We start from the raw sequence: 21,928 nt of genomic DNA on the forward strand, positions 1-21,928 counted from the left end.
CTCCTCATCGTCATCCACTCCCGACGATCAAGAGTATGTGCCATGAATCACGAACAAAAACAGGGCATGCCGTTACCCGGCCCGCAATCGAATAAGCCATCCACAGAAAAACCCCAACGCCCCGCCGTGCTTCTCATACACGGACTGGGCGGCACGGAATACGACCTCGGCCGTCTGCGCACGTCCCTGGAAGAAAGCGGCGTCGATGCATACGTCGTCGCCTTGCCCGGCCACGGTACGCGCCCCGAGGACCTGGTGGGCGTACGCACCGAAGATTGGCTCGACGCGGTCACCGTCGAATACCTGCGTCTCTCGGCGCAATACGACACCCTGCATGTGGTCGGCATGTGCCTGGGCGCATTGCTGGCGATCGAGGTCTGCAAGAGGACGGGCCATTCGAAGGGCAAGCTGGCGGTGCTGGCCGCGCCCCTGAGCCTGGATGGCTGGGGCGTGCCCTGGTATCGCGCGATACGCCATGTCCTCTATCGCATCCCGGCCGTCGCGCGCAGTTGGCGCGTGCACGAGCGCGAACCCTACGGCATCAGGAACGAACGTATCCGCCGCCTGGTGCGCGGCATGTTGAAGCGCGGCGATGCCTTCCACTATCCCTGGGTGCCTTTGTGCGCCGTGCGCGAGGCCGATCGCCTGCGTGCCATGGTGTGGCGCAAGCTGGATAAGCTGCGCTGTCCCTTGATGATCATGCACGCGACCGAAGACGAATTGACTTCGCCGGAATCGGCGCATGCGCTGCACCAGCGTATCGAAGGCAGCACGCTGCACTTGCTGGACAACAGCTATCACATGATCTGCGTGGACAATGAACGCGGACATGTCATGCACAGCGTGACGAATTTCATTGCCGATCGCGCCTACAAGCCGATCCGCGAAGCCGTGCGCCTCAACGACGATCATCCCAAGGTGGTCCGCCTGCGCCGGCCGGGCCTCATGCCGACGTAAGCGGTACAACTGGTGCAGGCGACGTAAGCTACGTAGCCTGCACAGCGGCAGCCTGCGCCAGCAGCCATAGTCGAAAAGCCTGCAACGGGGCGAAGTCCTGCTTGCCCGGCGGCCACGCCAGGTAGTAGCTGCCCTGGCTGCGCAAGGGCTTGTCCACCGCCAGCACCAGATCGCCGCGCTTCAGTTCGTCTTCGATGAGAAACCTGGGCAGCACCGCTACCCCCATGCCGGCGATGGCCGCCTGCGCCGCGAAGACGATCTGGTCGACCAGCATGCCGTGCACCTCGGTGACCGGCACCCCCATGGCATCGAACCAGCGCTCCCACGCATCGGGGCGCGACACCAGGTGCAGCAACGGCGCGGTGGCCAGGTCCGCCGCCACGGCGAAACGATGGCGCGCCTTCAGATGCGGGCTGCACACCGGCACCACGGTCTCTTCCATGAGGAAGTCCAGGCGCGCGCCGGGCCAGTGGTCGGCACCGAAATGAATCGCCGCGTCCAGCGCCCCGGCCTGAAAATCGAAGGACTCGAAGCGGGTGATGAGGTTGACCGTGATGTCAGGATGCGTCTGCATGAAATCCGGCAGACGCGGTGTCAGCCAGCGCGCCCCCAGCGTCGGCAGCACGGCCAGATTGACCGTGCCGCCGCGCGGATTGGCACGGAATCCCAAGGTGGCGGTGGCGATGCGTTGCAGGGCCTCGCGGACTTCGTGGGAGAAAGCCTCGCCCGCCACCGTCAACCGCACCGCCTGGCGCTCGCGGATGAAAAGGTCGGCGCCGAGCAACGTTTCCAGTGAACGGATCTGCCGGCTGACGGCGCTCTGCGTCAGGTTCAGTTCTTCCGCGGCGGCGGTGAAACTCTGGCGCCGCGCCGCGGCCTCGAAGGCGCAAAGTTCGGCGGTGGGGGGCAGGAAGCGGCGTATGAGCGACATGGGGGTCATTCTATATCCGCATGACATCAGGCAGGAACATCGTTTGACGCATAGGGCGCCGGCGCACAGAATGCCTTACTGCAGCTTCAGTTGATGACTGGTGCGCATGACCTACCGATTCAAGGGCTGGGGATAACCCTGATGAAGAACGACCGCCATTCGCATGGCTTGTGGGAAAGCACGGCGCCGCCCGCGCCCCCCACATCACCGCTGCAAGCGGATCAGACGGTGGACGTCGCCATCGTCGGCGCCGGCTACACCGGCCTGTCCGCGGCCTTGCACCTGGCCGAGGGCGGCGCGCGCGTCACCGTGCTGGAGGGGGAGGAAATCGGCTTCGGCGGTTCCGGCCGCAATGTCGGGCTGGTCAATGCGGGCATGTGGGTCATGCCCGCCGAACTGCCCAAGGTGCTCGGCGAGACCTACGGCGCCCGGCTGCTCGACACGCTGGGCAATGCCCCCGATCTGGTGTTCGACCTGATACAGCGCCACGGCATAGCCTGCCAGGCGCTGCGCGTCGGCACCCTGCATTGCGCGGCCAGTCAGGCCGGGCTGAAGGAACTGGCTGAACGCGCCCGCCAATGGACCGCGCTGAAAGCCCCCGTGCAGTTGCTCGATGCTGCCGCGGCACGCGCCAAGACCGGTACCGACGCCTATCACGGCGCGCTGCTGGACCTGCGTGCCGGCACCATACAGCCGCTGGCCTATGCGCGCGGCCTGGCACGCGCCGCCTTGAACGCCGGCGCCAGCGTGCATACGCACAGTCCGGTGACGGCAGCGCGCGATCGGCAAACGCATTGGGAACTGCGCACGCGTAGCGGCGCAACCGTCCATGCGCGCTGGGTCGTCGTGGCCAGCAATGCTTATAGCGCTCTGGACGGGCCGTGGGCCAGCCTGCGCACGGAGCTGGTGCGTCTGCCCTATTTCAATATGGCCACCGTGCCGCTGGACCCCGCATTGCGCAAACAGATCCTGCCGGAATGCCAGGGCGTGTGGGATACCCGGCAGGTGCTGTCCTCGTTCCGCTACGACGCCGCCGGCCGCCTGGTCTTCGGCAGCGTGGGCGACCTGTCGGGCGCCGGCATGCACATCCACACGCAGTGGGGCCGCCGCGCCTTGGCGAAGTTGTACCCGGCGCTCAAGGACATCCCCTTCGAACACGAGTGGTACGGCACCATAGGCATGACCGCCGACGCCCTGCCGCGCCTGCATCGGCCCGCCCGCAACACCCTTTCCTTCAGCGGCTACAACGGCCGTGGCATTGCCCCCGGCACGGTGCTGGGACGGGAACTGGCAAGGCTGGTGTTGGGAACCAGGACCGAAGCGGATCTGCCGCTGCCGGTCACGACCATCCAGCGCGCGACACTGCGACGCACGCGCGAGTGCTGGTACGAATTTGGCGCGCGCCTGATACACGGTGTGGGCGCGCGATGATACGCTCGAACCCTCCACGGAATCGAATCGCCGCGACGCGCGCCTGATGGCCGCGCCGCGATCCGCAACTTCAATGGAATACATGCCATGACCACTACCGCAACCCAAGTCCAGGATGCCATGCAGAAACTGGGCGTGGCCGCCACTGCGTTCCAGCAGGGCGCGCTGGCATCGAAGTCGCCCATCGACGGCAGCCAGATCGGTGCCGTGAAAACCGATAGCGCGACCGATGTCGCCGCCGCCGTCGAACGTGCCCATCAGGCTTTCCTGGCGTGGCGCGTGGTACCGGCACCGGTGCGCGGCGAACTCATCCGCCAGTTCGCTGAAGAACTGCGCGAGCACAAGCAGGCCCTGGGTACCCTGGTCTCGCTGGAGGCGGGCAAGATCCTTACCGAAGGCCTGGGCGAAGTGCAGGAAATGATCGACATCTGCGACTTCGCGGTCGGCCTGTCGCGTCAGCTTTATGGCCTGACCATCGCTTCCGAACGTCCCGGCCATCGCATGATGGAGACCTGGCATCCCTTGGGCGTGGTGGGCGTGATCAGCGCGTTCAACTTCCCGGTTGCGGTGTGGTCGTGGAATACCGCCCTGGCCATCGTCTGCGGCGACGCCGTGGTGTGGAAGCCGTCGGAGAAGACGCCGCTTACCGCGCTGGCCTGCCAGACCTTGTTCGAACGCGTGGCACAGCGCTTCGGCAAGGCGCCGGCCCATCTGTCGCAAGTGGTCCAGGGCATGCGTGAAGTGGGCGAAGCCTTGGTCGATCATCCCAAGGTGGCTCTGCTGTCGGCAACGGGCAGCACCCGCATGGGCCGCGAAGTCGGTCCGCGCGTGGCGCAACGTTTCGGCCGCTCCCTGCTGGAGCTGGGCGGCAACAATGCGGTCATCGTCACGCCCTCGGCCGACCTGGACCTGGTGGTGCGCGGCGTGCTGTTTGCCGCCGTCGGCACGGCAGGTCAGCGCTGCACCACCACGCGCCGCCTGATCGTGCACAGCAGCGTGCGCGACACGCTGGTGACGCGTTTGAAGCAGGCCTATGAAAAGCTGACCATCGGCGATCCCACCGAAGGCAAGACCTTGATCGGTCCGCTGATCGACCAGGGCGCCTACGACGGCATGCAGGCCGCGCTGCAAAGCGCCCGCAAGGAAGGCGGCCAGGTCTTCGGCGGCGAGCGCGTGCTGGCCGATCGCTATCCGCAAGGCTATTACGTGCGGCCGGCCATCGTGGAAATGCCCGCGCAAACCGCCACCGTATGCCATGAGACCTTCGCGCCCATCCTCTACGTGATGAGCTACGAGTCCTTCGACGATGCGCTGGACATGCAGAACGGCGTGCCGCAAGGCTTGTCCTCGGCCGTGTTCGGCAATGACCTGCGTGAGACGGAACGCTTCCTGTCGGCCAGCGGTTCGGACTGCGGCATCGCCAACGTCAACATCGGCACGTCCGGCGCGGAAATCGGCGGTGCGTTCGGCGGCGACAAGGACACCGGCGGTGGTCGCGAGTCGGGTTCGGATGCGTGGAAGGCCTATATGCGGCGCGCCACCAACACCATCAACTACTCGCGCGAGCTGCCGCTGGCCCAGGGCGTGGATTTCAGCGTGTGATTTTCAGCGTCTGAGCGCGGCGTGTGCCACCCGATTCCCTGGCACGTACGTCGCTGAGGCGCACATCATCGCGCCGATTCCGCGGCGGCGCCGATGTGCGCCGCCGGTCGCCGTCCCAGGAAGGCCAATACGCCCACGGAGCACGCCAGCGTGATGCATGCGAGGCCGGCCAGCAGTTGTCCGAAGGCCTCTCCATATAGCGTACGCAATGAGGCCGGCGCGATACCGGGCAACAGAGGCAAGGCCTGCGTCAGGTCGCCGGTAGCCAGCCGCACTGCGGCGCGCGCGACGGCCGCCATGTCGATACCAGGAACGTCCGCATGCAAGCGTGCCGCCAGCAACGCGGCCAGGATGGCCGTTACGCTGGCCAGCGCCACGCCCTCCCCAGCCACCCGCATGGTGCTGAATATACCGGTGGCCATGCCGGCGCGCTCCTTGGGCACTACGCTGATCGACAGGCCATCCATCAGACCCCAAGGTAACCCCGCTCCCACGCCTATCGCCAGCATCGGCATTACGGCCGCCAACCCGGCGCCATCACGCAAAGCCCAGCGCAGCGCCCACAAACCGGCGGCTGCCACGACCAGGCCGGCGCCGCAGATAATGCCCGGGTCATAGCGTCGCGTCAGCCGTACCGCCAGGAAAGGTACGCATAGCATAGGCAGCGACAGTGCCAGCATCAGCGTGCCGGCTTGCATCTCGTCATAGCCATCGACGCCGATGAAGCGTAGCGGCAGCAACACCAACAATACGATATAGCCATAGCAAGTCGCCACCGGCAGCAGTTGTACGCCGACGAAGCGGGGATAGCGGAACAGGCTCAGGTCCAGCATCGGCCTGTGGACGTGGCTATGGTCACCGCTGTCGCTGCCGCCTCCCGTGCGGATTTCGGCGCGCACGAACGCAAGGGCCAGCACGGCTGCGGCCACCAGCAGGACGATCACCCGGGGATGGCCCCAGCCCAGGCCGGGCGCCTCGATGAGGCCGAAGGTGAAGGCGGTCAATGCTCCCGTGAACAGCAATGCCCCCAGCCGATCGAACCGGCCCACATGCGGATCGCGGGTTTCGCGCATGCGAGGCACGCCGAAGCACAGCGCCGGAATGCCTGCGGCCGCACCAGTCAAGAAGACGGCACGCCAACCCAGGTGCCCGACCAGCCAGCCCGCCAGCACGGGGCCGAAGGCCAGGCCCAGTCCGAACGTAGCGCCCAGCATGCCGAAGGCGCGCGTCGCCGCCGGGCCTTCGAATTCCTGCGCCAGCGCTGCGGTGCCGCCCGCCAGCGCGGCGGCGGCAGCGGCGCCCTGGATCGCGCGCAACAAATCGATGGCAAGCAGCGAGGGCGCCAGGCTGATGGCGACCGCACACAGTGAAAAGCCGCCCACCCCCCAGGCGAATATGCGCTTGCGGCCTAGCCTGTCGGCCAGCGCACCTGCCAGCATCAGCAGGCTGCCGAAGGACAGCATGAAGGCATTGGTGACCCAGCTCATGGCCTCGGCGCTGCCTCCCAAGGTGCGTCCCAGGGCGGGCGTAGCCATCGCGCCACCAGAGAAACTCAGGGGAAGCGCCAAGCCTGCGAGACAGACGGCAGCGAGTATCGCTCCACGGCGCACCGTGCCATTTTCCTGATCGGTATTCATCATCACTCCTGCAAGACCCGGCGCCGCCGCCCCTGGATTCGTAAGCACGGCTGCGCCACCAAGGCGAGGAACGATAGCGCCGCCACCGCACCGCAAAAACAGCCTTGGGCTCCGATCATTGCGGAATTCATTTCCGTTCACGCGGCGTGGCTGCACGTAAAATCGCGCATGGATAATTTCAACGGTATCGTCGCTTTCGTACGCGTCGCAGAGACCCTGAGTTTCGTCGCCGCGGGCGAACGGCTGGGCATCTCCGCGTCGGCTGTTGGCAAGGCGATCACAAAGTTGGAACAAGGCCTGGATGTACGCCTGTTCCATCGCAGTACGCGCAAGATCACCCTGACCGACGAAGGCCGGCGCTTCCATGCCAGTTGCCGCCGCATTCTGGAAGACCTGCGCGAGGCGCAGGCGGTGCTGTCCGAAGCCGCCAGCACGCCACGCGGGCGGCTGCGCATCAGCCTGCCTGCCATCGGCTATCGTTTCCTGTTGCCGGTGCTGCCAGACTTTCGGCGACAGTATCCAGATATCGAACTGGACCTGGATTTCAATGACCGTCTGGTGGATGTGGTGGAAGGCGGTTTCGATGCCGTGATACGCAGCGGCCCCTTGGTCGATTCAAGACTCGCTGCCCGCCGGCTGGGCCCGTTCCGGCTGATACTTTGCGCGGCGCCTCGGTATCTGGAGCAGGCCGGTGTGCCCGGCGATGTGGACGACTTGGCAAACCATGCCTGCGTGCGCTACCGCTTTCCCACTACGGGCAAGCTGCAACCCTGGGATCTGGCTTGCGACGACCGCGCTCCGCCCGATCCTGCCCCCGCCATCGTTTGCAACAACATGGAGGCGCTGCATCGGGCGGTGGCAGGGGGCCTGGGCATAGGCTATATGCCGGACTTCCTGGTGCGCGACGAACTTGCCGCCGGAACGCTGCGCAGCGTCCTGGACCATTGCCCCGGCATGCAGGGACAGTTTTCCATCTTGTGGGCGTCGAGCCGGCATGTATCGCCCAAGCTGCGGGTCTTCATCGACTTCGCGGCCCAACGTCTGTTTCGCGCGGACTGATCGCTAGGTCAGTGCGACGGCGCATGTTCGAGTTCGCGCAGCAAGCCGGCTTCCAGTTGGCGCGCGGCCCGGCCAAGGCCGCGATTCAGCGGCCAGACGATGTCCAGCGACAGGCTGCCTTCGATTTCGATGGGCAGCACGCACAGACCATGGCGCTGGGCGTAGATGCCGCTCATGCTGTCCAGGATGGCCACGCCCAGGCCGCGTTCGGCGAACGCGCAGGCGGCCGAGTATTGGTTCACTTCGATGGTGGGCATGAAGGGCAGCCGCGCGGCCTCGAACTGTCTTGCGGTCAGGGCGCCGACCTGCAGATGGCGGCTTAGCGAGATATACGGGCAGTGTTCGAAGTCGGCCAGCGTCAGTGAACGCCTGGACGCATAAGGATGATCGGGCAGCATGACCGCGCGGATACCCAGCTGCGCCAGCGAGCGCTGGCCGACGTTGGGCAAGGCCGCCGCGCCGATGATGATGCCGATGTCGATGCGCTGGTCGGCCGCCAGCTCCACCACGCCCAGGGTCATGTCGGTTCGCACCGCCACGCGGATGCCTGGCTCCTGTTCCTGCAGCCAGGCCATCGCTCCCGGCAGGATGCTGGCGCCGACGGCCGCCACCGCACCCACCACCAGGCGGGCGTGCGTGCCCCCACGCATGCTTGCGGCCATCCGTTCCGCGGTGTCCATGGCAGCCAGCGCGTTGACGATCTCAGGCAATAGCAAGCGCGCCTCGGCCGTCAACGCCAGCCGGCGCTTGTCACGGGTGAACAGGGCGAAGCCCAGCTTGTCTTCCAGGGCCTTGAGCATGGCGCTGGCCGCCGGCTGGGACATTCGCGTCGCCGCGGCCGCCAGCGTCACGGAGCCGGTGCGGGCCACGGCTTCGAAAAGCGCCATCTCACGCTGATTCATGCACGGACTCCAGTGAATGGGCCAAGGAAGCGGTAAGGCCAATGCCAGCCGCCCGGTATGCCGCGCCCCCCGCCGCAAGAACTCATATGCGGATATATATGAAAAGACTCAATTTATATATTTGACCATATCAACCCCAAAGCCTGACACTGCTTGCACATAACAGGACGACACACCGTCTATCGTCCAGGCGAGGAGACCATGAAACCAGCCCCCACGCTGTACACGCTACTGCTATGCAGCGCACTGACCGTCCTCGGTGCAAACGGTCCCGCCCAAGCGCAGGCAGATTCCCCCTCCGGCACCATCCGCATCGTCGTCGGCGCCCCACCGGGAGGCGCCAACGACACCGTCGCGCGCATCGTCGCGCAGCACATGCAGGTCGATGGCCGCGGCGTCATCATCGAGAACAAGAACGGCGCCGCGTCCATGATCGCCGCGCAATACGTCGCGCGTGCGCGGCCCGATGGCGCTACCTTGCTGCTGGGCAGCCAGACCACCATCGCCGTCGCGCCCACCCTGCAGAACGTCACCAGCTTCGATCCGCTACGCGACTTCACCGGCGTGGCCCTGATCGGCGCGGCACCCCAAGTCCTTCTGGCAGGCCCGAAGTTGAAGGCCAATTCGGTCCCTGAACTGATTGCGCAGGCCAAGGCCGCCCCGGGAGACATCGATTTCTGCTCGGGCGGTATCGGCACATCGCCGTATATGGCCGCGGTACTGTTCGCGCAGACGGCAGGCATCGAGCTGCACAGCATTCCCTTCGCGGGGGAACAGGCCTGCATCACGGAAATGCTGGCCGGCCGCCTGCCCTTCATGTTCGCCAACGCACCTACCGCCCTGCCCTATATCCAGGACAAGCGCCTGCGCGCACTGGCCGTCACCAGCGCCCAGCGTGCGCCGTTCGCGCCGCAACTGCCGACCACCGCCGAAGCGGGCTTGAAAAACTACGAAGTATCGACGTGGCTGGGTCTGCTGGCACCGGCGGCCACGCCGCCCGCGGTGGTCGACAAGATCAACGCGGAAATCCGCCGCGTGCTGCGCCTGCCGGACGTGCGGGAAAAACTTGAGGCCCAGGGCTATCTGCTGTCCGACGACACGCCGGCCCAGTTCACGCAGTACTACAAGACGGATCGCGAGAAATGGGTGGCCGTCATCGAAAAGGCGGGCATCAAGGGCACGCAGTAGACCTGCGGTACTTTCATCCCATGCAGCAAGGAACCTCCGAATGAGCAGCAGCCGTACCATCCTCGATGTCCAGCACAGCGATCCAGGCGCATCCATCCCGCGCGGCGCCTGCGATTGCCATGTGCATATCTTCGGTCCCTTCGATCGTTATCCCCTGGCACCCGATCGCGTGTTCATGCCCGGCGTAGCCTCTACCGACGACCTGCTCGCGCTGCATGCTGCGCTCGGCGTGGATCGCGTGGTGATCGTGCAGGCCAGCCCGCAGGGCACCGACAACCGCTGCATGACGGACGCATTGCGTACCCTCAACGACGCGGGGCACGCGGCACGCGGCGTGGCGGTGCTGGCGGCGGACGTCAGCGCCAGCGATCTGCGTGCCTTGCATGCGGCAGGGGTGCGCGGGGCAAGGGTGAACCTGCAATCGTACGGTCAGCAGGATCCCAAGGTGGCGCGCGACGCCTTGATGCGTACGGCCGCGCAAGTGGCGGAGCTAGGCTGGCATGTGCAGATCTACAGCAACCTGTCCGTCATCAGCGCCATGGCGCGGACGCTGGCTGATTGCCCTGTACCGGTCGTGATCGACCATTTCGCCCTGGCCAGCGCGCTGCTGGGACCGCGCCAGCCCGGGCTGGCCGCGCTACTGCAGGCCATCGAGGGGGGCAACATCTACGTGAAGCTATCCGCGCCTTATCGTTTGACGACCTGGGAGGACGGGCGCGCGCCCAGCGCCGCCGGCGACATTGCCCGCGCCTTCATCGAGACGCGCCTCGATCGCATGCTGTGGGGCACGGATTGGCCTCACACCGGCGGGTGGCCCGGCAAGCCTCGGCTGGTGGATCGCAGCGAGCCCTTGCATCCCATCGACGATGGCCTGCAATTGGCAGCCTTCTGTGGATGGGTGAACGAGCAGGAGAAGCAGGCCATCCTGGTGGACAACCCGGCGCGGCTTTATCAGTTCGGCTGATCGGGCGGAAGAAAGCAACGATAATAGCGGCTCCACGTCTACGGAGAAATCGCGGTGATCGGCGTTTTCGACTCCGGCAGCGGCGGCCTGACGGTCATGCGCGCCCTGGAGCAAGCACTTCCCACTGAATCGTTCATTTATCTGGGCGATCACGGCAATGCCCCCTATGGGAACCGTTCCCCCGCCGACATCTACGACCTGACGTTGCGGGGCATCGAGCGCCTGTTCGGTCTCGGCTGCTCCCTGGTCATCATCGCCTGCAATACGGCCGCGGCGACCGGCCTGCGGCAGTTGCAGCAGACGTGGCTGCCGCATGCGTATCCGCAACACCGGGTCATCGGCATCATCGTGCCGATGATCGAAGCCATCACGGGCATGCCGTGGGAAGCGCAAGCCACGGCCGCCACGCCGATCGACTTCACCCTGGCCGACCCGGCCCTGCATGTCGCCGTGTGCGCGACGCGCCATACGGTGAACAGCGGCGCCTACGTCACGGAGATCGCCAAGCGGGCGCCGGCCATCCGCGTGTCGCAGCAGGCGTGTCCCGAACTGGCCGGGATGATCGACGACGGTGCCAGCGACGACGAGATCCGGCCTTTCGTCGGCGCCTATGTCGGCGAGTTGCTCGCGCCGCCACGTGATTCTCCGGACGTGTGCATCCTGGCCTGCACGCACTACCCACTGATAGAACACCTGTTCAGGGAAGTCCTGCCGCCGCGGATCCCGCTGCTGACACAGGGCGAGGTGACCGCGGCAAGCCTGCAGCATTATCTTGCTCGTCATCCGCGTTTTTCATCGGTTGGTGCCGCGGCTACCGTCTATCTGACCACGGGAGATCCGGAGCATGTGTCCACGGTGGCCGGCCGCTTCTATGGCCGGGTCGTGCAATTCCAGGCGATCGCATGAAGGGCATCGAATGAGCCGCCGCGTTCGTCGTAGCGTTGCGTTGCTGGTATTGGCGATTTTTCTCACGGCCATAGGCGGCATCGGCGCCATCGTGTTCGACGGCCTGCGTGATGACGCGCGCCCCAGCGATGCGGGCCTGGTGCTCGGCTCCAAGGTCATGCTGGATGGCCAGCCCTCGGAACGTCTACGCGCGCGCCTGGACAAGGCCGCAGATCTGTACGACGCGGGCCTGTTCAAGCACATCATCGTCAGCGGCGGTATGGGTCGCGAAGGCTATAGCGAAGCGAAAGTCATGGCCGATTATCTTGCCGGTGCGCGCGCCATACCGCGCAACGCCATCCTGCTCGATGAGCAAGGCAACACCACCCAGGCCACGGCCATCAACAGCGCCGCCATCATGAGGCAGCAAGGGTTCCGCAGCGTGGTCGTGGTGACGCAGTTCTTTCACCTGACGCGCAGCCGCTATGCCTTGCATCGGGCAGGGGTGCCGACCGTCTACACCGCGCATGCTTCCTACTTCGAAATGCGCGATATCTATTCGACAGCAAGAGAGCTGTTCGCCTTGCCGGCGTACTGGCTGCGCTAGACGTTCAATTCGGCGGATCACCGTGTTCCAGCCTGGCCTGCTTCTCGACTTTCGCCCAGTAGTCCCACAGGTATTGCTGTAGCGCGGCGGGCAGCTCCGTGAAGTTGGCGCTGGGGGTACGCGTGATGTCGTCGCCTTCCTGGTTGGGCAAGGTGCCGCGCAAGGCGTACTTGCGATCCTGGTAGTAGATGATGAGCTTGACGTTGGTCGGGTCCAGGCCATCGCAATCCACCCAGTACGGCACCAGAACGACTGGATCGGCGGACTTCAGGGGATCATCCACCTTCAGCAGATCCTGCAAGGGTTGGATCACGCACAAAGGACCGCTGGCTTCCTTGATCTCCCAGCGTTGCGCCTGCACCGGTTCCGTCACCGCGCCCTCAAGCCCGAACACACGCAGGTAGTTCATGCCTTTATCGTCGAGCACCGGCGGACCGTAGTCGCCGCCCAACACGACCTGGCGCGCCGTTCCGCCGGGGCCTTGGTAGTCGATCACGCGCAGAACGCGGCCTTTGGGATAAAGCGAGGCATAGGCAGCGGACACGGCGGGCGGGGATGCCGGCTCGGCCGTTGCCACAGGTGTGGCGAACGCCGGCGCCATGGCGGTCGTCATCAGAACGCCGGCGGCAAGAAGGTTCGCGAGGTTGGCAGGTGAAGGCATCGGCAGTGACGGATATCGGTTTCGTGTGCAAGCGCGAAGCCCGCATTATCCATGCAAACATTCCTTCGCCGATAGGACGGCCGACCCACGAGCCCTATCTTGATTTCAGATAGCCACTCTCGAATCATTTCGCTTCTTCAGATGTAGTGGCATGCGTAATCTGCGAAGGTCCTATCGTTCGCCGCCGCGCCTGTGCGCCGGCCCAGGGTGTTTCCCATGCAAGCCCACGCATCACCGCTCGCTTCTCCCCTGGCTGTAAAGCCAGGCTATGCCGACCGCAACCGCGAATATTGGCGTCGCAACCTGGCGGTCTGTATCTTCGGATCGTTCACGACCCTGGTCAGTTTGAGCATGTTGTTGCCCTTCCTGCCGCTCTATGTCGCGCAGTTGGGGGGAAAGGAACCCACGCGGATCGTGCAGTGGTCCGCCATCGCCTTCGGCGCCACCTTCTTTGGCACCGCGATCACCGCGCCGCTATGGGGCAGACTGGCGGACCGCTACGGCCGCAAGCCCATGCTGGTGCGTGCCGCGCTGGGCATGGCCCTCGTCATGTCCATGCTGGGTCTGGCCGAGAATGTCACGCAGCTCGTGTTGCTCCGTCTGGCGGCGGGACTTATCGGCGGCTATGCCTCGGCGTCCATCGTCATGATAGGCACGCAGGCGCCCAGCGAGCGTGCGGGTTGGGCCTTGGGCGTGCTTTCCACCGGCGCCCTGGCGGGCAATCTGGCCGGGCCCCTGATCGGCGGTTTTCTGCCTGACCTGGTGGGCATACGTGGCACTTTCTTCGTCGGCGGCGCGATGATCCTCATAGCCGCAGTAGCGACGGTATTCCTGATCCGGGAGGATTTCGACCGCGAGATGGATGCCAAGCGGCGTCCGGATACCGATGGGCCGCGCGCATCTGCGGGGCAAGGCGGCGTCCTTGCCGTGCTGCTGCTCAGCGCGATGATGGTCCTGCTGGCGAATATGTCCATCGAGCCCATCATCACCATCTATATCGGCGATCTGGGTGTTCCAGAGCATAGCCAGGCGCGCATCGCGGGCCTCGTCATGGCCGCCAGCGCCCTGGGCAGCATGTTGACGGCACCGCGCCTGGGGGCGTTGGCCGACCGTATCGGCAGTTGGAATGTCATCATCGGCTGCCTGGCGGCCACTGCCCTGGTCATGATCCCGCAAGCCTGGGTAAGGGAGTGGTGGCAACTGGCTGTCTTGCGCGGGATCATGGGCATGACCCTCGCCGGCCTGCTACCGGCCATCGCCAAGCTGGTGCGGCAGGCCGTCGATGAACATCGGTCAGGCAGGACATTGGGCTATCTGCAGTCGGCCCAGTTTTCCGGTCAGGTCCTGGGCCCCTTGCTGGGCAGCCAGATCGCGACCTATGCAGGCTTACGCCAAGTGTTCTGGGTCACCGCCCTTCTCCTGCTCGGCTGCGCAGCAATGAATCGCTGGGCGGCGCGCCGGGCCCGCACGTGACCGTCGACACGGGCGCGGCTCTGCCACCCTGAAAAACTACGTCATGGCGCCGGCACGGTCTCGATGCCGTCGACCCGGTCCGGATAGAAAGCCAGATGACCCGCGATGGCGGCAACCGCCGGATAGGGGCTTTCATAGCTCCACACCGCATTGCGGCCTCGTTCGTCTTCGCCGGCGATGCTGTAGTAGGAACATTCGCCCTTGTAAGGGCAATGCGTCACATGCGTGGAATGCACCAGTTGGCTCATGTCAGCATCCTTGCGCGGGATGTAATACACCGGCGGGTAGGACGCCTCCTGCAGCACCAGCGCCGCATCGGTATCCGCGACGACACGGCCGGCGGCCCTGACGACGACATGTGCCTTGGCGGGACGAATTTCAATGGGATGATCAGGACCGGGAATCTTCATGGATTGCGTCATTTCAGTTTCCTGTAGAAAACACATCGCCGAGCCGGCGAGAAGCCACGAACCATCACCAGGATGCGGCCCTGGCATGCTCATAGCTTAGTCCTGAATCACTGGGCGCTGACGCCGGACACCCTGCCTGGCGCGGCCTTTTTTAGCCGCTAAAATCAAGTCCCCTCACAACAATAACGCCGGACGACGTGCGTCGTTCCGTTCACGAGGAGACATACTCATGCGTCTGGGCAACCGTGCTGGCGCCGCGCTTGTATTCTGCGCGGCTTTGATCGCAACCACGTTCCCTTCCCATGCCGCCGACGGCGTCAAGATCGGTGTGCTGACCGACATGGCCGGCGTGACCGCCGACGCCACCGGCAAGGGGTCGGTCGAAGCGGCGCGCTTGGCCGTGGAGGAAGCGGGCGGCAAGGTCCTGGGCCCGCCCATCGAAATCGTCGTCGGTGATCACCAGCATCGCCCGGACATCGGCAGCAGCATGGCGCGGCGGTGGTTCGACGTCGACAAGGTCAGCGTGATCGTCGACGTACCCAACTCGGCGGTGGCATTGGCGGTGCAGGGCATCGCCAAAGAAAAGAAAAAGCTGGTGCTGTTTTCCAGCCCGGGCACGACGGCGTTGACGCAGGAACAGTGCTCGCCGTATGGCTTCCAGTGGACCTACACGACTTATGCGCTGTCACGCGGTACCGCCAACGCGGTCGTGCGTGAAGGTAATAAACGCTGGTTCATCCTGGCGTCGGACTATGCCTTCGGCAAGCAACTGGCGGCGGACACCACGGCGGTGGTGAAAGCCGCTGGCGGCGAGGTGGCGGGTACGGTCTACCATCCCCTGAACGCATCGGATTTCGCGTCATTTTTGCTGCAAGCGCAGGCCTCGAAAGCCCAGATCATCGCCATCGCCAACGCCGGTGGCGACACCATTGCGGCGATCAAGCAGGCGGCGGAGTTCGGCATCAATCGCGGCAGCCAGAAGCTGGCTGCCATGCTGTTGCTATTGACCGACGTGCACAGCCTTGGGCTGGACGTTGCCCAATCCACCTACCTGACCGTGCCTTCGTATTGGGACATGAACGAGGGCACGCGTGCGTTCTCGAAAAAATTCGAAGCGCGCGTGGGCCATCCGCCGACTTTCCTGCAGGCCGGGGTGTATAGCGCCGTGCGGCATTATCTGAAGGCCGTTGCGGCGGCCGGTACGGCCGATAGCGATGCCGTCGCCGCCAAGATGAAGGAACTGCCGATCGATGACCCTTTCAGCCTCAATGCGCACATCCGCGCCGATGGCCTGGTGGTGCGTGACATGATGTTGGCGCAAGTGAAGACGCCGGCGCAGTCCAAGGCGCCCTGGGACTATTACAACGTCGTGCGCACCATCCCTGGCAGCGAGCTGGCGTGGCCGCTCTCGGAAAGCAAATGCCCACTGATCCATCCATGAACACGAATGCACCCATCGCGCTGGCCGACTTCGGCAGCTTCTTCGTTGGCGGCCGCACGGTGCATATCGAAGGCAAGGGAGCGCGGGCGATCAAGTTCACGCAGACGGCGTCGTTTCACTACGATCCCAACGGCACGTATCACGTCGAACAGGCTTACGTGCAGTACTTCATTCCTGCGCGGTTGAGCCAGCCCTTGCCCATCGTCATGCTGCACGGGGGCGGCATGACTGGCGCCATGTGGGAGCAGACGCCGGACGGACGGCCCGGCTGGGTGCAGGACTTTCTGCGCATGGGCCACGCTGTGTATGTGGTCGACAACGTCGAGCGGGGACGCGCGGGCTGGACACCCTTCGAGGAAATCTGGGCCGATGCGCCCATCATCCGCAATGCGGAAGAAAGCTGGACGCTGTTCCGCATCGGTGCGGCGGATGGTTGGGCGGACCGACAGGCTTTCGCGGGCCAACGCTTCCCGGTTGCGGCATTCGATATGCTGATGCGGCATGCGGTGCCACGCTGGCTGGGCAACAATGATGCCGCCCTGCGCGGCTTCTGCGCCGTGCTGGATCGTGTCGGCCCCTGCCTGGTGATGATGCATAGCCATGGCGGCGAGGTTGCGTTCCGCGCGGCACAGGCTCGGCCTGAACTGGTCCGCGGCATCGTCGCCATCGAGCCGTCGGGGTTTTCACCGGAAGTGGCAAATGGCAGCATGGCGAACAAGCCGGTGTTGTTCGTCTACGGCGACTACCTGGATGCCACGCCCCTGTGGCGCGACCTCACCCGAGCAGGCGCGGACTATGCGGCGCGCCTGACTGAAGATCGCGCGCGCGTCACGCTGTGGCGTCTGGCAGAGATGGGCATACCGGGCAACTCGCACTTTCCGATGATGGATTCGAACAGCGCGGAAATAGCCAGACGCATATCCGATTGGGTGAGCGCACAGGCGGCTGCCGGGGTCTGATGTCCTGCATCTTAAAAAAGGAGTCGCGGCCGAAGAATCCAGCCCATCCGCTCGGACCAATGGTGACCACCATTCGGATGATAGGGAAATGACCGTTACGCGGATTGAAGGGCTGGCCGTATAACGACCGAGGCCAAGCGGGGGAGCCGCTTGGCAAGCCGCAGCTATGGGCAGCCCTCGCACGTAGCTGAATCCTGATCTCAACGCCAAAGAAAAAAACAACAGGCACGAACGCCGGGACCTCGCGGGCTCGGCTAGGGAGAACACCATGGCCGACATTCCTGTTGCCGCCATCGAGGCATTCAAGACCACTTTGCGCGGCCAGGTCATGACCGATAACGACCCGGGTTACGACGACGCACGCCGTATCTGGAATGCAATGATCGATCGCTACCCCGCGGTCATCGTACGCTGCGCCGGCGTGGCCGACGTACTAAGCAGCTTGTCCTTCGCGCGCGAACACCAGCTGCCGATCGCCATTCGCGGCGGCGGACATAACATCGCCGGCAGCGCGATCTGCACCGATGGACTGGTGCTCGACATGTCCACGATGAAGTCTGTCAGGATAGACCCCGATGCCCAGCGCGCCTACGTGGAACCCGGCGCGACACTCGCTGATTTCGACCACGAGGCCCAGGCCTTCGGACTGGCGACGCCGCTTGGCATCAACTCGACGACCGGCGTGGCTGGCCTGACGCTGGGTGGCGGCTTCGGCTGGCTTAGCCGCCGCTACGGCATGACGATAGACAATCTAATATCCGCAGATGTCGTCACGGCCGATGGCAAGCTGGTCCATGCCAGCGCTTCGTCGCACCCCGACTTGTTCTGGGCCTTGCGCGGAGGCGGTGGCAATTTTGGCGTGGTCACCTTGTTCGAGTTCCAGTTGCATCGCGTCGGTACCGAAGTATTTGGCGGGCTGATCGTATTTCCGCTCGATCAGGCGCAAGCCGCTTTACGCAAATACCAGGGAGCAACACCCCTGATGCCGGATGACCTGACGGTCTGGGCGGTGCTGCGGTTGGCGCCGCCCTTGCCGTTCCTGCCCCCGGAAGTCCACGGCCAGCCCATCGTCGCTTTCGCCGTATGCCACACTGGCGCGGCGACCGACCAGGCGGACATCAATGCCCTGCTGCGTGGCTTCGGCACACCGCTGGGCGAACATCTCGGCGCCATGCCTTACAGCGCCTGGCAACAGGCCTTCGATGCCCTGCTGATGCCCGGCGCGCGCAATTACTGGAAGTCGCACAACCTGGCGACGTTATCCGAAGGCTTGATCGATGCAGTCATCGATGCCGTGCATCACCTGCCCTCGCCGCAATGCGAGATATTCTTTGGCCAGATCGGCGGCCAGACCGCGCGCCCTGCCGCCGATGCCATGGCTTATTCCGCACGCTCGACCCAGTATGCAATGAACGTGCACAGCCGTTGGGACGACGCCAAGGATGATTCCGCCTGCATCGCGTGGGCGCGCGATTTCTTCCAAGCCGCGGCGCCGCATGCCATGGGCAGTGTGTACGTCAACTTCATGACGGAGGAAGAGGCCCACCGGGTCAAGGCCGCGTATGGCGACAACTTCGACAGGCTGGCCCATATCAAGGGCCGCTACGACCCTCAAAACCTGTTCCGGAATAACCAGAACATCCAGCCATTCGCGGCGGCGCCGGGGAGTAATAGAGATTAGCGACGTGTTGTATGCCGCGCACGTATGCCGCGCACCCGCGGCAGCAACCGCAACCGCGTTGGCTCAAGCGCCGGCTGATGCGGGTGCGCGGCACCGTCACGGATCCGGCATGAAATCCAGGCGAGTTGGCTCAGTCGCGCTGGCTCAGCGCCTTGCCGATGCGGTTGCGCGCGACCGTGGTACGCGGCACTTTGAAGGGGAACCAGCTGCGCACGTCTTCTTCCACGCCGATGCCGTGCATGAAGTTGTAGATGGCCTTCTTCAGCCCCAGCCCCAGCGCGTCGTGATCCACGCCGGTGGGGTCATGGAAGCCGATGTCGTTCTTGGCGAAGGTCACCGGTGGCAGCGGCTTCAAGGTCACACCGTATTCTTCCGGATTCTTGCCCACCGGTGAATGCACCGTGCAGGCGAACCGGTGGAAGAAGCCGCTCTGGATGCAGCCGTTCTCGAAAAGCTGCCGCACATACTCCAACGCATCGACCGTATCCTGCACGGTCTGCGTGGGAAAGCCGTACATCAGGTACGCGTGCACCATGATGCCGGCGTCCGTGAACGCACGCGTCACGCGAGCGACCTGATCGACGGATACGCCTTTCTTCATCAGTTTAAGCAAGCGGTCCGACGCCACTTCCAGACCGCCCGATACCGCGATGCAGCCGCTGTCCGCCAACAGCTCGCACAGTTCGGGGCTGAAGGTTTTCTCGAAGCGGATATTGCCCCACCATGAGATGCCGGCATCGCGTTCGATCAATTCAGCCGCCAAGGCCTTGAGCGATTTTGGCGGAGCGGCCTCGTCGACGAAATGAAAGCCGGTCTGCCCTGTCTCGCGCACGATCGTTTCGATGCGGTCCGCCAGCACCTTGGCCGACGCGCCTTCGTAGCGCCCGATGTAGTCCAGGCTGACATCGCAGAAGCTGCATTTCTTCCAATAGCAGCCGTGCGCCACGGTCAGCTTGTTCCAACGTCCGTCGCTCCAGAACCGGTTCATCGGATTCAACATGTCGAGCAGGGACAGGTAACGATCCAGCGGCAGGCCGTCCCAGGTGGGCGTGCCCACTTCCTCGAACGCGACGTCGGGCTCCACCATGTTCACGTAACGCACCGCGCCGCTTTCTGCATCGCGCACAAAGGTCCGCACCAGGCGTTGTCGCGAACGCTTGCCCTCGACGTGTTCCATCAAGGCCAGCAAGGGCCGTTCGCCGGCGTCCAGCGTGACGTAGTCGAAGTAATCGAAAACCCGCGGGTCCTTGAGTTCACGCAGTTCGGTGTTGACGAAGCCGCCGCCCAGTACGGTGACGATGCTCGGGTCTTGCGCCTTGATCGCCTGGGCGATGCGGAAGGCGGCGTACACGTTGCCGGGGAACGGCACCGACACCAGCACCATGTTCGGCGTATGGCGAGCCAGCGCTTGCGTGGTCAAGTCGCGCAGCGTGTCGTCCACCAGGTTGGTGGGCGCCGCCAGGGCGTCGGCCAAGGGATCGAACGTCGGCTGGCTGCCGGCCAGGGACTCGGCATAGCGGACGAATTCGAAGCGCGAGTCGACGGCGTCGCGCAGTACATCGGCCAGGTCGTTCAGATAGAGGGTAGCCAGATGCTTGGCGCGATCGTGCAGGCCCAGGGCACCGAATGCCCAACCCAGGGGATCGCCGCCGTCGTCGTCCAGGTACACGTCCAGGACGCTGAAGCGCGGCCCTTCAGGCAGGAAATTGCGGGCCACGATACGGTGCGCCAGGGTCGAATCACGCCCTTGCAGGAATGCGATTACCGGACCTATCGTCGATAGATAGCGGGCCTGCTGCGCCACGAATGACTGGACGGCGGGCGTGTGCTTCTGCGCCGGCAGCGCTTCGATCTGTGCGGCCACTGCGCGCAGGCCATCGACCGACAGCAGGCGCAACACCAGCGCCAGCGCCAGATCTTCCTGGAACGACGTCACCCCGCGCGAACGCAGGAAGCCTGTCAGGTAGGCGGTGGACGGATAAGGCGTATTGAGCTGCGTCATCGGCGGGATGACGGACAGCACACGTAGAGGCAAGGCGGACATGAGGCGCGGCAGAGCGGGCGCTGAGGCGTGGATAAGGTGCAATTATAGGCAGCACCGGGTTACCGCCCGGTTCGGCAGCGAATTGGAAGTACGATGACTCAGGAATTGAAATCCTCGATCAACCCGATGTCGTCCACTTTTTCCTTCAAACTCGCCTTGCCGCGCGGTTATAGCCCTGCCGACGCTATTCATTTTCATGGAAGAGATAAAGAGAAGATCTCTGAAGTGGTGACGGAGCTTGGGTTGCGCAAGGGTGTTCTCCTTGGGGACGCACCGGCGGTTCTTGATATTGAAATTGAATCGTCGAAGAAGAGCGCCGTCTATACGGTAGCGGTCGATGGCAAGTTGACCGATGGCATGCAAACGCAGGCCACCGATATCGTACGTGGCTTGCTTGGCTTGCGTCTGGATCCTAGGAGTTTCGCGGCATTCGTCACTGCCGATCCCGTCTTCGGGCCCCTGACCAAAAGGCAGAAGACCCTGCGCATCGTCCAGTCCGCATCAGTATTCGAAGCGTTGACCTGGGCGGTGATGGGGCAGCAGATCAACGTGGCCTTCGCGGTCACATTGCGGCGTACCTTCATCCAGTTGGCTGGCCGCAGGCACAGCAGCGGCCTGTGGTGCTACCCCTCGCCCGCGGACGCGGCGCGGATTCCCATCGAGGAATTGCTGTCGCGCCAATACTCGCGATCCAAAGCCGAAACGGTGTTGAGACTATCGACGCTGGTGGCAAGCGGCGAACTGGATATCGTCGAAAGCGCCACCAACCCGATTGAATCGATCTGCGCGGCACTCCTTGCCGTCAAGGGCATAGGCCCATGGACGGTGAACTACGCGCTACTACGAGGCTTCGGCCAGCCGGACTGCTCGCTGCATGGTGATGTGGCAGTACGCTCGGCCATCGGCAAGCTCTGGGGGCTGGAAGTCCGCCCCGACATGGCCGCGGCGGAAGCGCTTCTGCAGCGCTACAGCCCCCACCGCACCATGGCCGCCGCGCATCTGTGGGCCAGCTTGAGCGCGAAGACTGGATACTGACCGACCTTAACCGGCCGCCGGCAAGAAAAGATCCCGGCGCTGGTCTTTTTTTCACAAACAC

Annotated in this window: 19 protein-coding genes; 13 read left to right on the forward strand and 6 right to left on the reverse strand. The window is 64.5% G+C overall.

Annotation, left to right across the window (positions count from 1 at the left end; translation table 11 throughout):
• Positions 1-126: 126 nt before the first annotated feature.
• Positions 127-957, forward strand: coding sequence for a carboxylesterase (locus CEY05_RS16210; protein ID WP_233161540.1), 831 nt, complete (start codon positions 127-129; stop codon positions 955-957).
• Between the two features lie 28 nt (positions 958-985).
• Here the strand turns inward: CEY05_RS16210 and CEY05_RS16215 are convergent, their stop codons facing one another.
• A complete protein-coding gene (locus CEY05_RS16215) occupies positions 986-1,888 on the reverse strand; it encodes a LysR family transcriptional regulator (RefSeq protein ID WP_088599471.1) in 903 nt (300 codons plus the stop codon).
• Between the two features lie 141 nt (positions 1,889-2,029).
• On the opposite strand from CEY05_RS16215, the gene CEY05_RS16220 reads away from it, so the two are divergent.
• Positions 2,030-3,319 (forward strand): FAD-binding oxidoreductase, encoded by a 1,290-nt coding sequence (locus tag CEY05_RS16220; RefSeq protein ID WP_088599386.1) that lies wholly within the window; start codon positions 2,030-2,032, stop codon positions 3,317-3,319.
• Between the two features lie 87 nt (positions 3,320-3,406).
• Positions 3,407-4,921 (forward strand): aldehyde dehydrogenase family protein, encoded by a 1,515-nt coding sequence (locus CEY05_RS16225; protein ID WP_088599387.1) that lies wholly within the window; start codon positions 3,407-3,409, stop codon positions 4,919-4,921.
• A gap of 65 nt (positions 4,922-4,986) precedes the next feature.
• On the opposite strand, the gene CEY05_RS16230 is transcribed toward CEY05_RS16225, so the two are convergent.
• Positions 4,987-6,558 (reverse strand): MFS transporter, encoded by a 1,572-nt coding sequence (locus CEY05_RS16230; RefSeq protein ID WP_088599388.1) that lies wholly within the window; start codon positions 6,556-6,558, stop codon positions 4,987-4,989.
• Positions 6,559-6,726: 168 nt separating this feature from the next.
• Here CEY05_RS16230 and CEY05_RS16235 point away from each other — a divergent pair, with 168 nt between their 5' ends.
• A complete protein-coding gene (locus CEY05_RS16235) occupies positions 6,727-7,617 on the forward strand; it encodes a LysR family transcriptional regulator (protein ID WP_088599389.1) in 891 nt (296 codons plus the stop codon).
• Between the two features lie 8 nt (positions 7,618-7,625).
• Here CEY05_RS16235 and CEY05_RS16240 read toward each other — a convergent pair whose 3' ends face one another.
• Positions 7,626-8,519 (reverse strand): LysR family transcriptional regulator, encoded by an 894-nt coding sequence (locus CEY05_RS16240; protein ID WP_088599390.1) that lies wholly within the window; start codon positions 8,517-8,519, stop codon positions 7,626-7,628.
• A 201-nt stretch (positions 8,520-8,720) separates the two neighbouring features.
• On the opposite strand from CEY05_RS16240, the gene CEY05_RS16245 reads away from it, so the two are divergent.
• The 4 genes from CEY05_RS16245 to CEY05_RS16260 are packed head-to-tail and all read left to right on the forward strand — an operon-like array spanning position 8,721 to position 12,163.
• Positions 8,721-9,707, forward strand: coding sequence for a tripartite tricarboxylate transporter substrate binding protein (locus CEY05_RS16245; RefSeq protein WP_088599391.1), 987 nt, complete (start codon positions 8,721-8,723; stop codon positions 9,705-9,707).
• Between the two features lie 40 nt (positions 9,708-9,747).
• Complete coding sequence (locus CEY05_RS16250) at positions 9,748-10,671, forward strand: amidohydrolase (protein WP_088599392.1); 924 nt, start codon at positions 9,748-9,750, stop codon at positions 10,669-10,671.
• Positions 10,672-10,725: 54 nt separating this feature from the next.
• Positions 10,726-11,577 carry a glutamate racemase gene (locus CEY05_RS16255; protein ID WP_088599393.1) on the forward strand — a complete coding sequence of 284 codons (852 nt, stop codon included), beginning with the start codon at positions 10,726-10,728 and terminating at the stop codon, positions 11,575-11,577.
• A gap of 10 nt (positions 11,578-11,587) precedes the next feature.
• Positions 11,588-12,163, forward strand: coding sequence for a YdcF family protein (locus tag CEY05_RS16260; RefSeq protein WP_088599394.1), 576 nt, complete (start codon positions 11,588-11,590; stop codon positions 12,161-12,163).
• Between the two features lie 4 nt (positions 12,164-12,167).
• On the opposite strand, the gene CEY05_RS16265 is transcribed toward CEY05_RS16260, so the two are convergent.
• A complete protein-coding gene (locus CEY05_RS16265; protein ID WP_088599395.1) occupies positions 12,168-12,776 on the reverse strand; it encodes a hypothetical protein in 609 nt (202 codons plus the stop codon).
• A 264-nt stretch (positions 12,777-13,040) separates the two neighbouring features.
• On the opposite strand from CEY05_RS16265, the gene CEY05_RS16270 reads away from it, so the two are divergent.
• Positions 13,041-14,297 (forward strand): MFS transporter, encoded by a 1,257-nt coding sequence (locus CEY05_RS16270; protein WP_088599396.1) that lies wholly within the window; start codon positions 13,041-13,043, stop codon positions 14,295-14,297.
• Between the two features lie 41 nt (positions 14,298-14,338).
• Here the strand turns inward: CEY05_RS16270 and CEY05_RS16275 are convergent, their stop codons facing one another.
• A complete protein-coding gene (locus tag CEY05_RS16275; RefSeq protein ID WP_088599397.1) occupies positions 14,339-14,719 on the reverse strand; it encodes a DUF427 domain-containing protein in 381 nt (126 codons plus the stop codon).
• A gap of 217 nt (positions 14,720-14,936) precedes the next feature.
• Between CEY05_RS16275 and CEY05_RS16280 the strand changes: the two genes are divergently transcribed.
• The 3 genes from CEY05_RS16280 (at position 14,937) to CEY05_RS16290 (ending at position 18,788) form a co-directional block, all read left to right on the forward strand.
• Positions 14,937-16,148 (forward strand): ABC transporter substrate-binding protein, encoded by a 1,212-nt coding sequence (locus tag CEY05_RS16280; protein ID WP_088599398.1) that lies wholly within the window; start codon positions 14,937-14,939, stop codon positions 16,146-16,148.
• On the forward strand, positions 16,127-17,107 hold the full coding sequence (locus CEY05_RS16285; protein ID WP_198952790.1) for a hypothetical protein: 981 nt from the start codon (positions 16,127-16,129) through the stop codon (positions 17,105-17,107). Before CEY05_RS16280 ends, CEY05_RS16285 begins: the two co-directional genes overlap by 22 nt.
• 268 nt (positions 17,108-17,375) lie before the next feature.
• The gene (locus CEY05_RS16290) at positions 17,376-18,788 is read left to right on the forward strand and encodes an FAD-binding oxidoreductase (RefSeq protein WP_088599400.1); all 1,413 of its coding nucleotides are present in this window, start codon (positions 17,376-17,378) and stop codon (positions 18,786-18,788) included.
• Positions 18,789-18,918: 130 nt separating this feature from the next.
• Here CEY05_RS16290 and CEY05_RS16295 read toward each other — a convergent pair whose 3' ends face one another.
• Positions 18,919-20,832: a radical SAM protein gene (locus CEY05_RS16295; protein ID WP_198952791.1), complete on the reverse strand. Its 1,914-nt coding sequence runs from the start codon at positions 20,830-20,832 to the stop codon at positions 18,919-18,921.
• Between the two features lie 93 nt (positions 20,833-20,925).
• Between CEY05_RS16295 and CEY05_RS16300 the strand changes: the two genes are divergently transcribed.
• Entirely contained in the window at positions 20,926-21,867 is a 942-nt protein-coding gene (locus CEY05_RS16300) for a DNA-3-methyladenine glycosylase 2 (protein ID WP_233161541.1), read from the forward strand.
• Positions 21,868-21,928: the final 61 nt, after the last annotated feature.

It is taken from the genome of Achromobacter sp. HZ34, assembly GCF_002209485.1.
Lineage (GTDB): Bacteria > Pseudomonadota > Gammaproteobacteria > Burkholderiales > Burkholderiaceae_B > Bordetella_C.

Bases quoted from the DNA above. Each gene is read 5' to 3' on its own strand.
- CEY05_RS16215 (WP_088599471.1), bottom strand. From the start codon at position 1,888: ATGTCGCTCATACGCCGCTTCCTGCCCCCCACCGCCGAACTTTGCGCC.
- CEY05_RS16220 (WP_088599386.1), top strand. From the start codon at position 2,030: ATGAAGAACGACCGCCATTCGCATGGCTTGTGGGAAAGCACGGCGCCG.
- CEY05_RS16225 (WP_088599387.1), top strand. From the start codon at position 3,407: ATGACCACTACCGCAACCCAAGTCCAGGATGCCATGCAGAAACTGGGC.
- CEY05_RS16230 (WP_088599388.1), bottom strand. From the start codon at position 6,558: ATGAATACCGATCAGGAAAATGGCACGGTGCGCCGTGGAGCGATACTC.
- CEY05_RS16235 (WP_088599389.1), top strand. From the start codon at position 6,727: ATGGATAATTTCAACGGTATCGTCGCTTTCGTACGCGTCGCAGAGACC.
- CEY05_RS16240 (WP_088599390.1), bottom strand. From the start codon at position 8,519: ATGAATCAGCGTGAGATGGCGCTTTTCGAAGCCGTGGCCCGCACCGGC.
- CEY05_RS16245 (WP_088599391.1), top strand. From the start codon at position 8,721: ATGAAACCAGCCCCCACGCTGTACACGCTACTGCTATGCAGCGCACTG.
- CEY05_RS16250 (WP_088599392.1), top strand. From the start codon at position 9,748: ATGAGCAGCAGCCGTACCATCCTCGATGTCCAGCACAGCGATCCAGGC.
- CEY05_RS16260 (WP_088599394.1), top strand. From the start codon at position 11,588: ATGAGCCGCCGCGTTCGTCGTAGCGTTGCGTTGCTGGTATTGGCGATT.
- CEY05_RS16265 (WP_088599395.1), bottom strand. From the start codon at position 12,776: ATGACGACCGCCATGGCGCCGGCGTTCGCCACACCTGTGGCAACGGCC.
- CEY05_RS16270 (WP_088599396.1), top strand. From the start codon at position 13,041: ATGCAAGCCCACGCATCACCGCTCGCTTCTCCCCTGGCTGTAAAGCCA.
- CEY05_RS16275 (WP_088599397.1), bottom strand. From the start codon at position 14,719: ATGACGCAATCCATGAAGATTCCCGGTCCTGATCATCCCATTGAAATT.
- CEY05_RS16280 (WP_088599398.1), top strand. From the start codon at position 14,937: ATGCGTCTGGGCAACCGTGCTGGCGCCGCGCTTGTATTCTGCGCGGCT.
- CEY05_RS16285 (WP_198952790.1), top strand. From the start codon at position 16,127: ATGCCCACTGATCCATCCATGAACACGAATGCACCCATCGCGCTGGCC.
- CEY05_RS16290 (WP_088599400.1), top strand. From the start codon at position 17,376: ATGGCCGACATTCCTGTTGCCGCCATCGAGGCATTCAAGACCACTTTG.
- CEY05_RS16295 (WP_198952791.1), bottom strand. From the start codon at position 20,832: ATGTCCGCCTTGCCTCTACGTGTGCTGTCCGTCATCCCGCCGATGACG.
- CEY05_RS16300 (WP_233161541.1), top strand. From the start codon at position 20,926: ATGACTCAGGAATTGAAATCCTCGATCAACCCGATGTCGTCCACTTTT.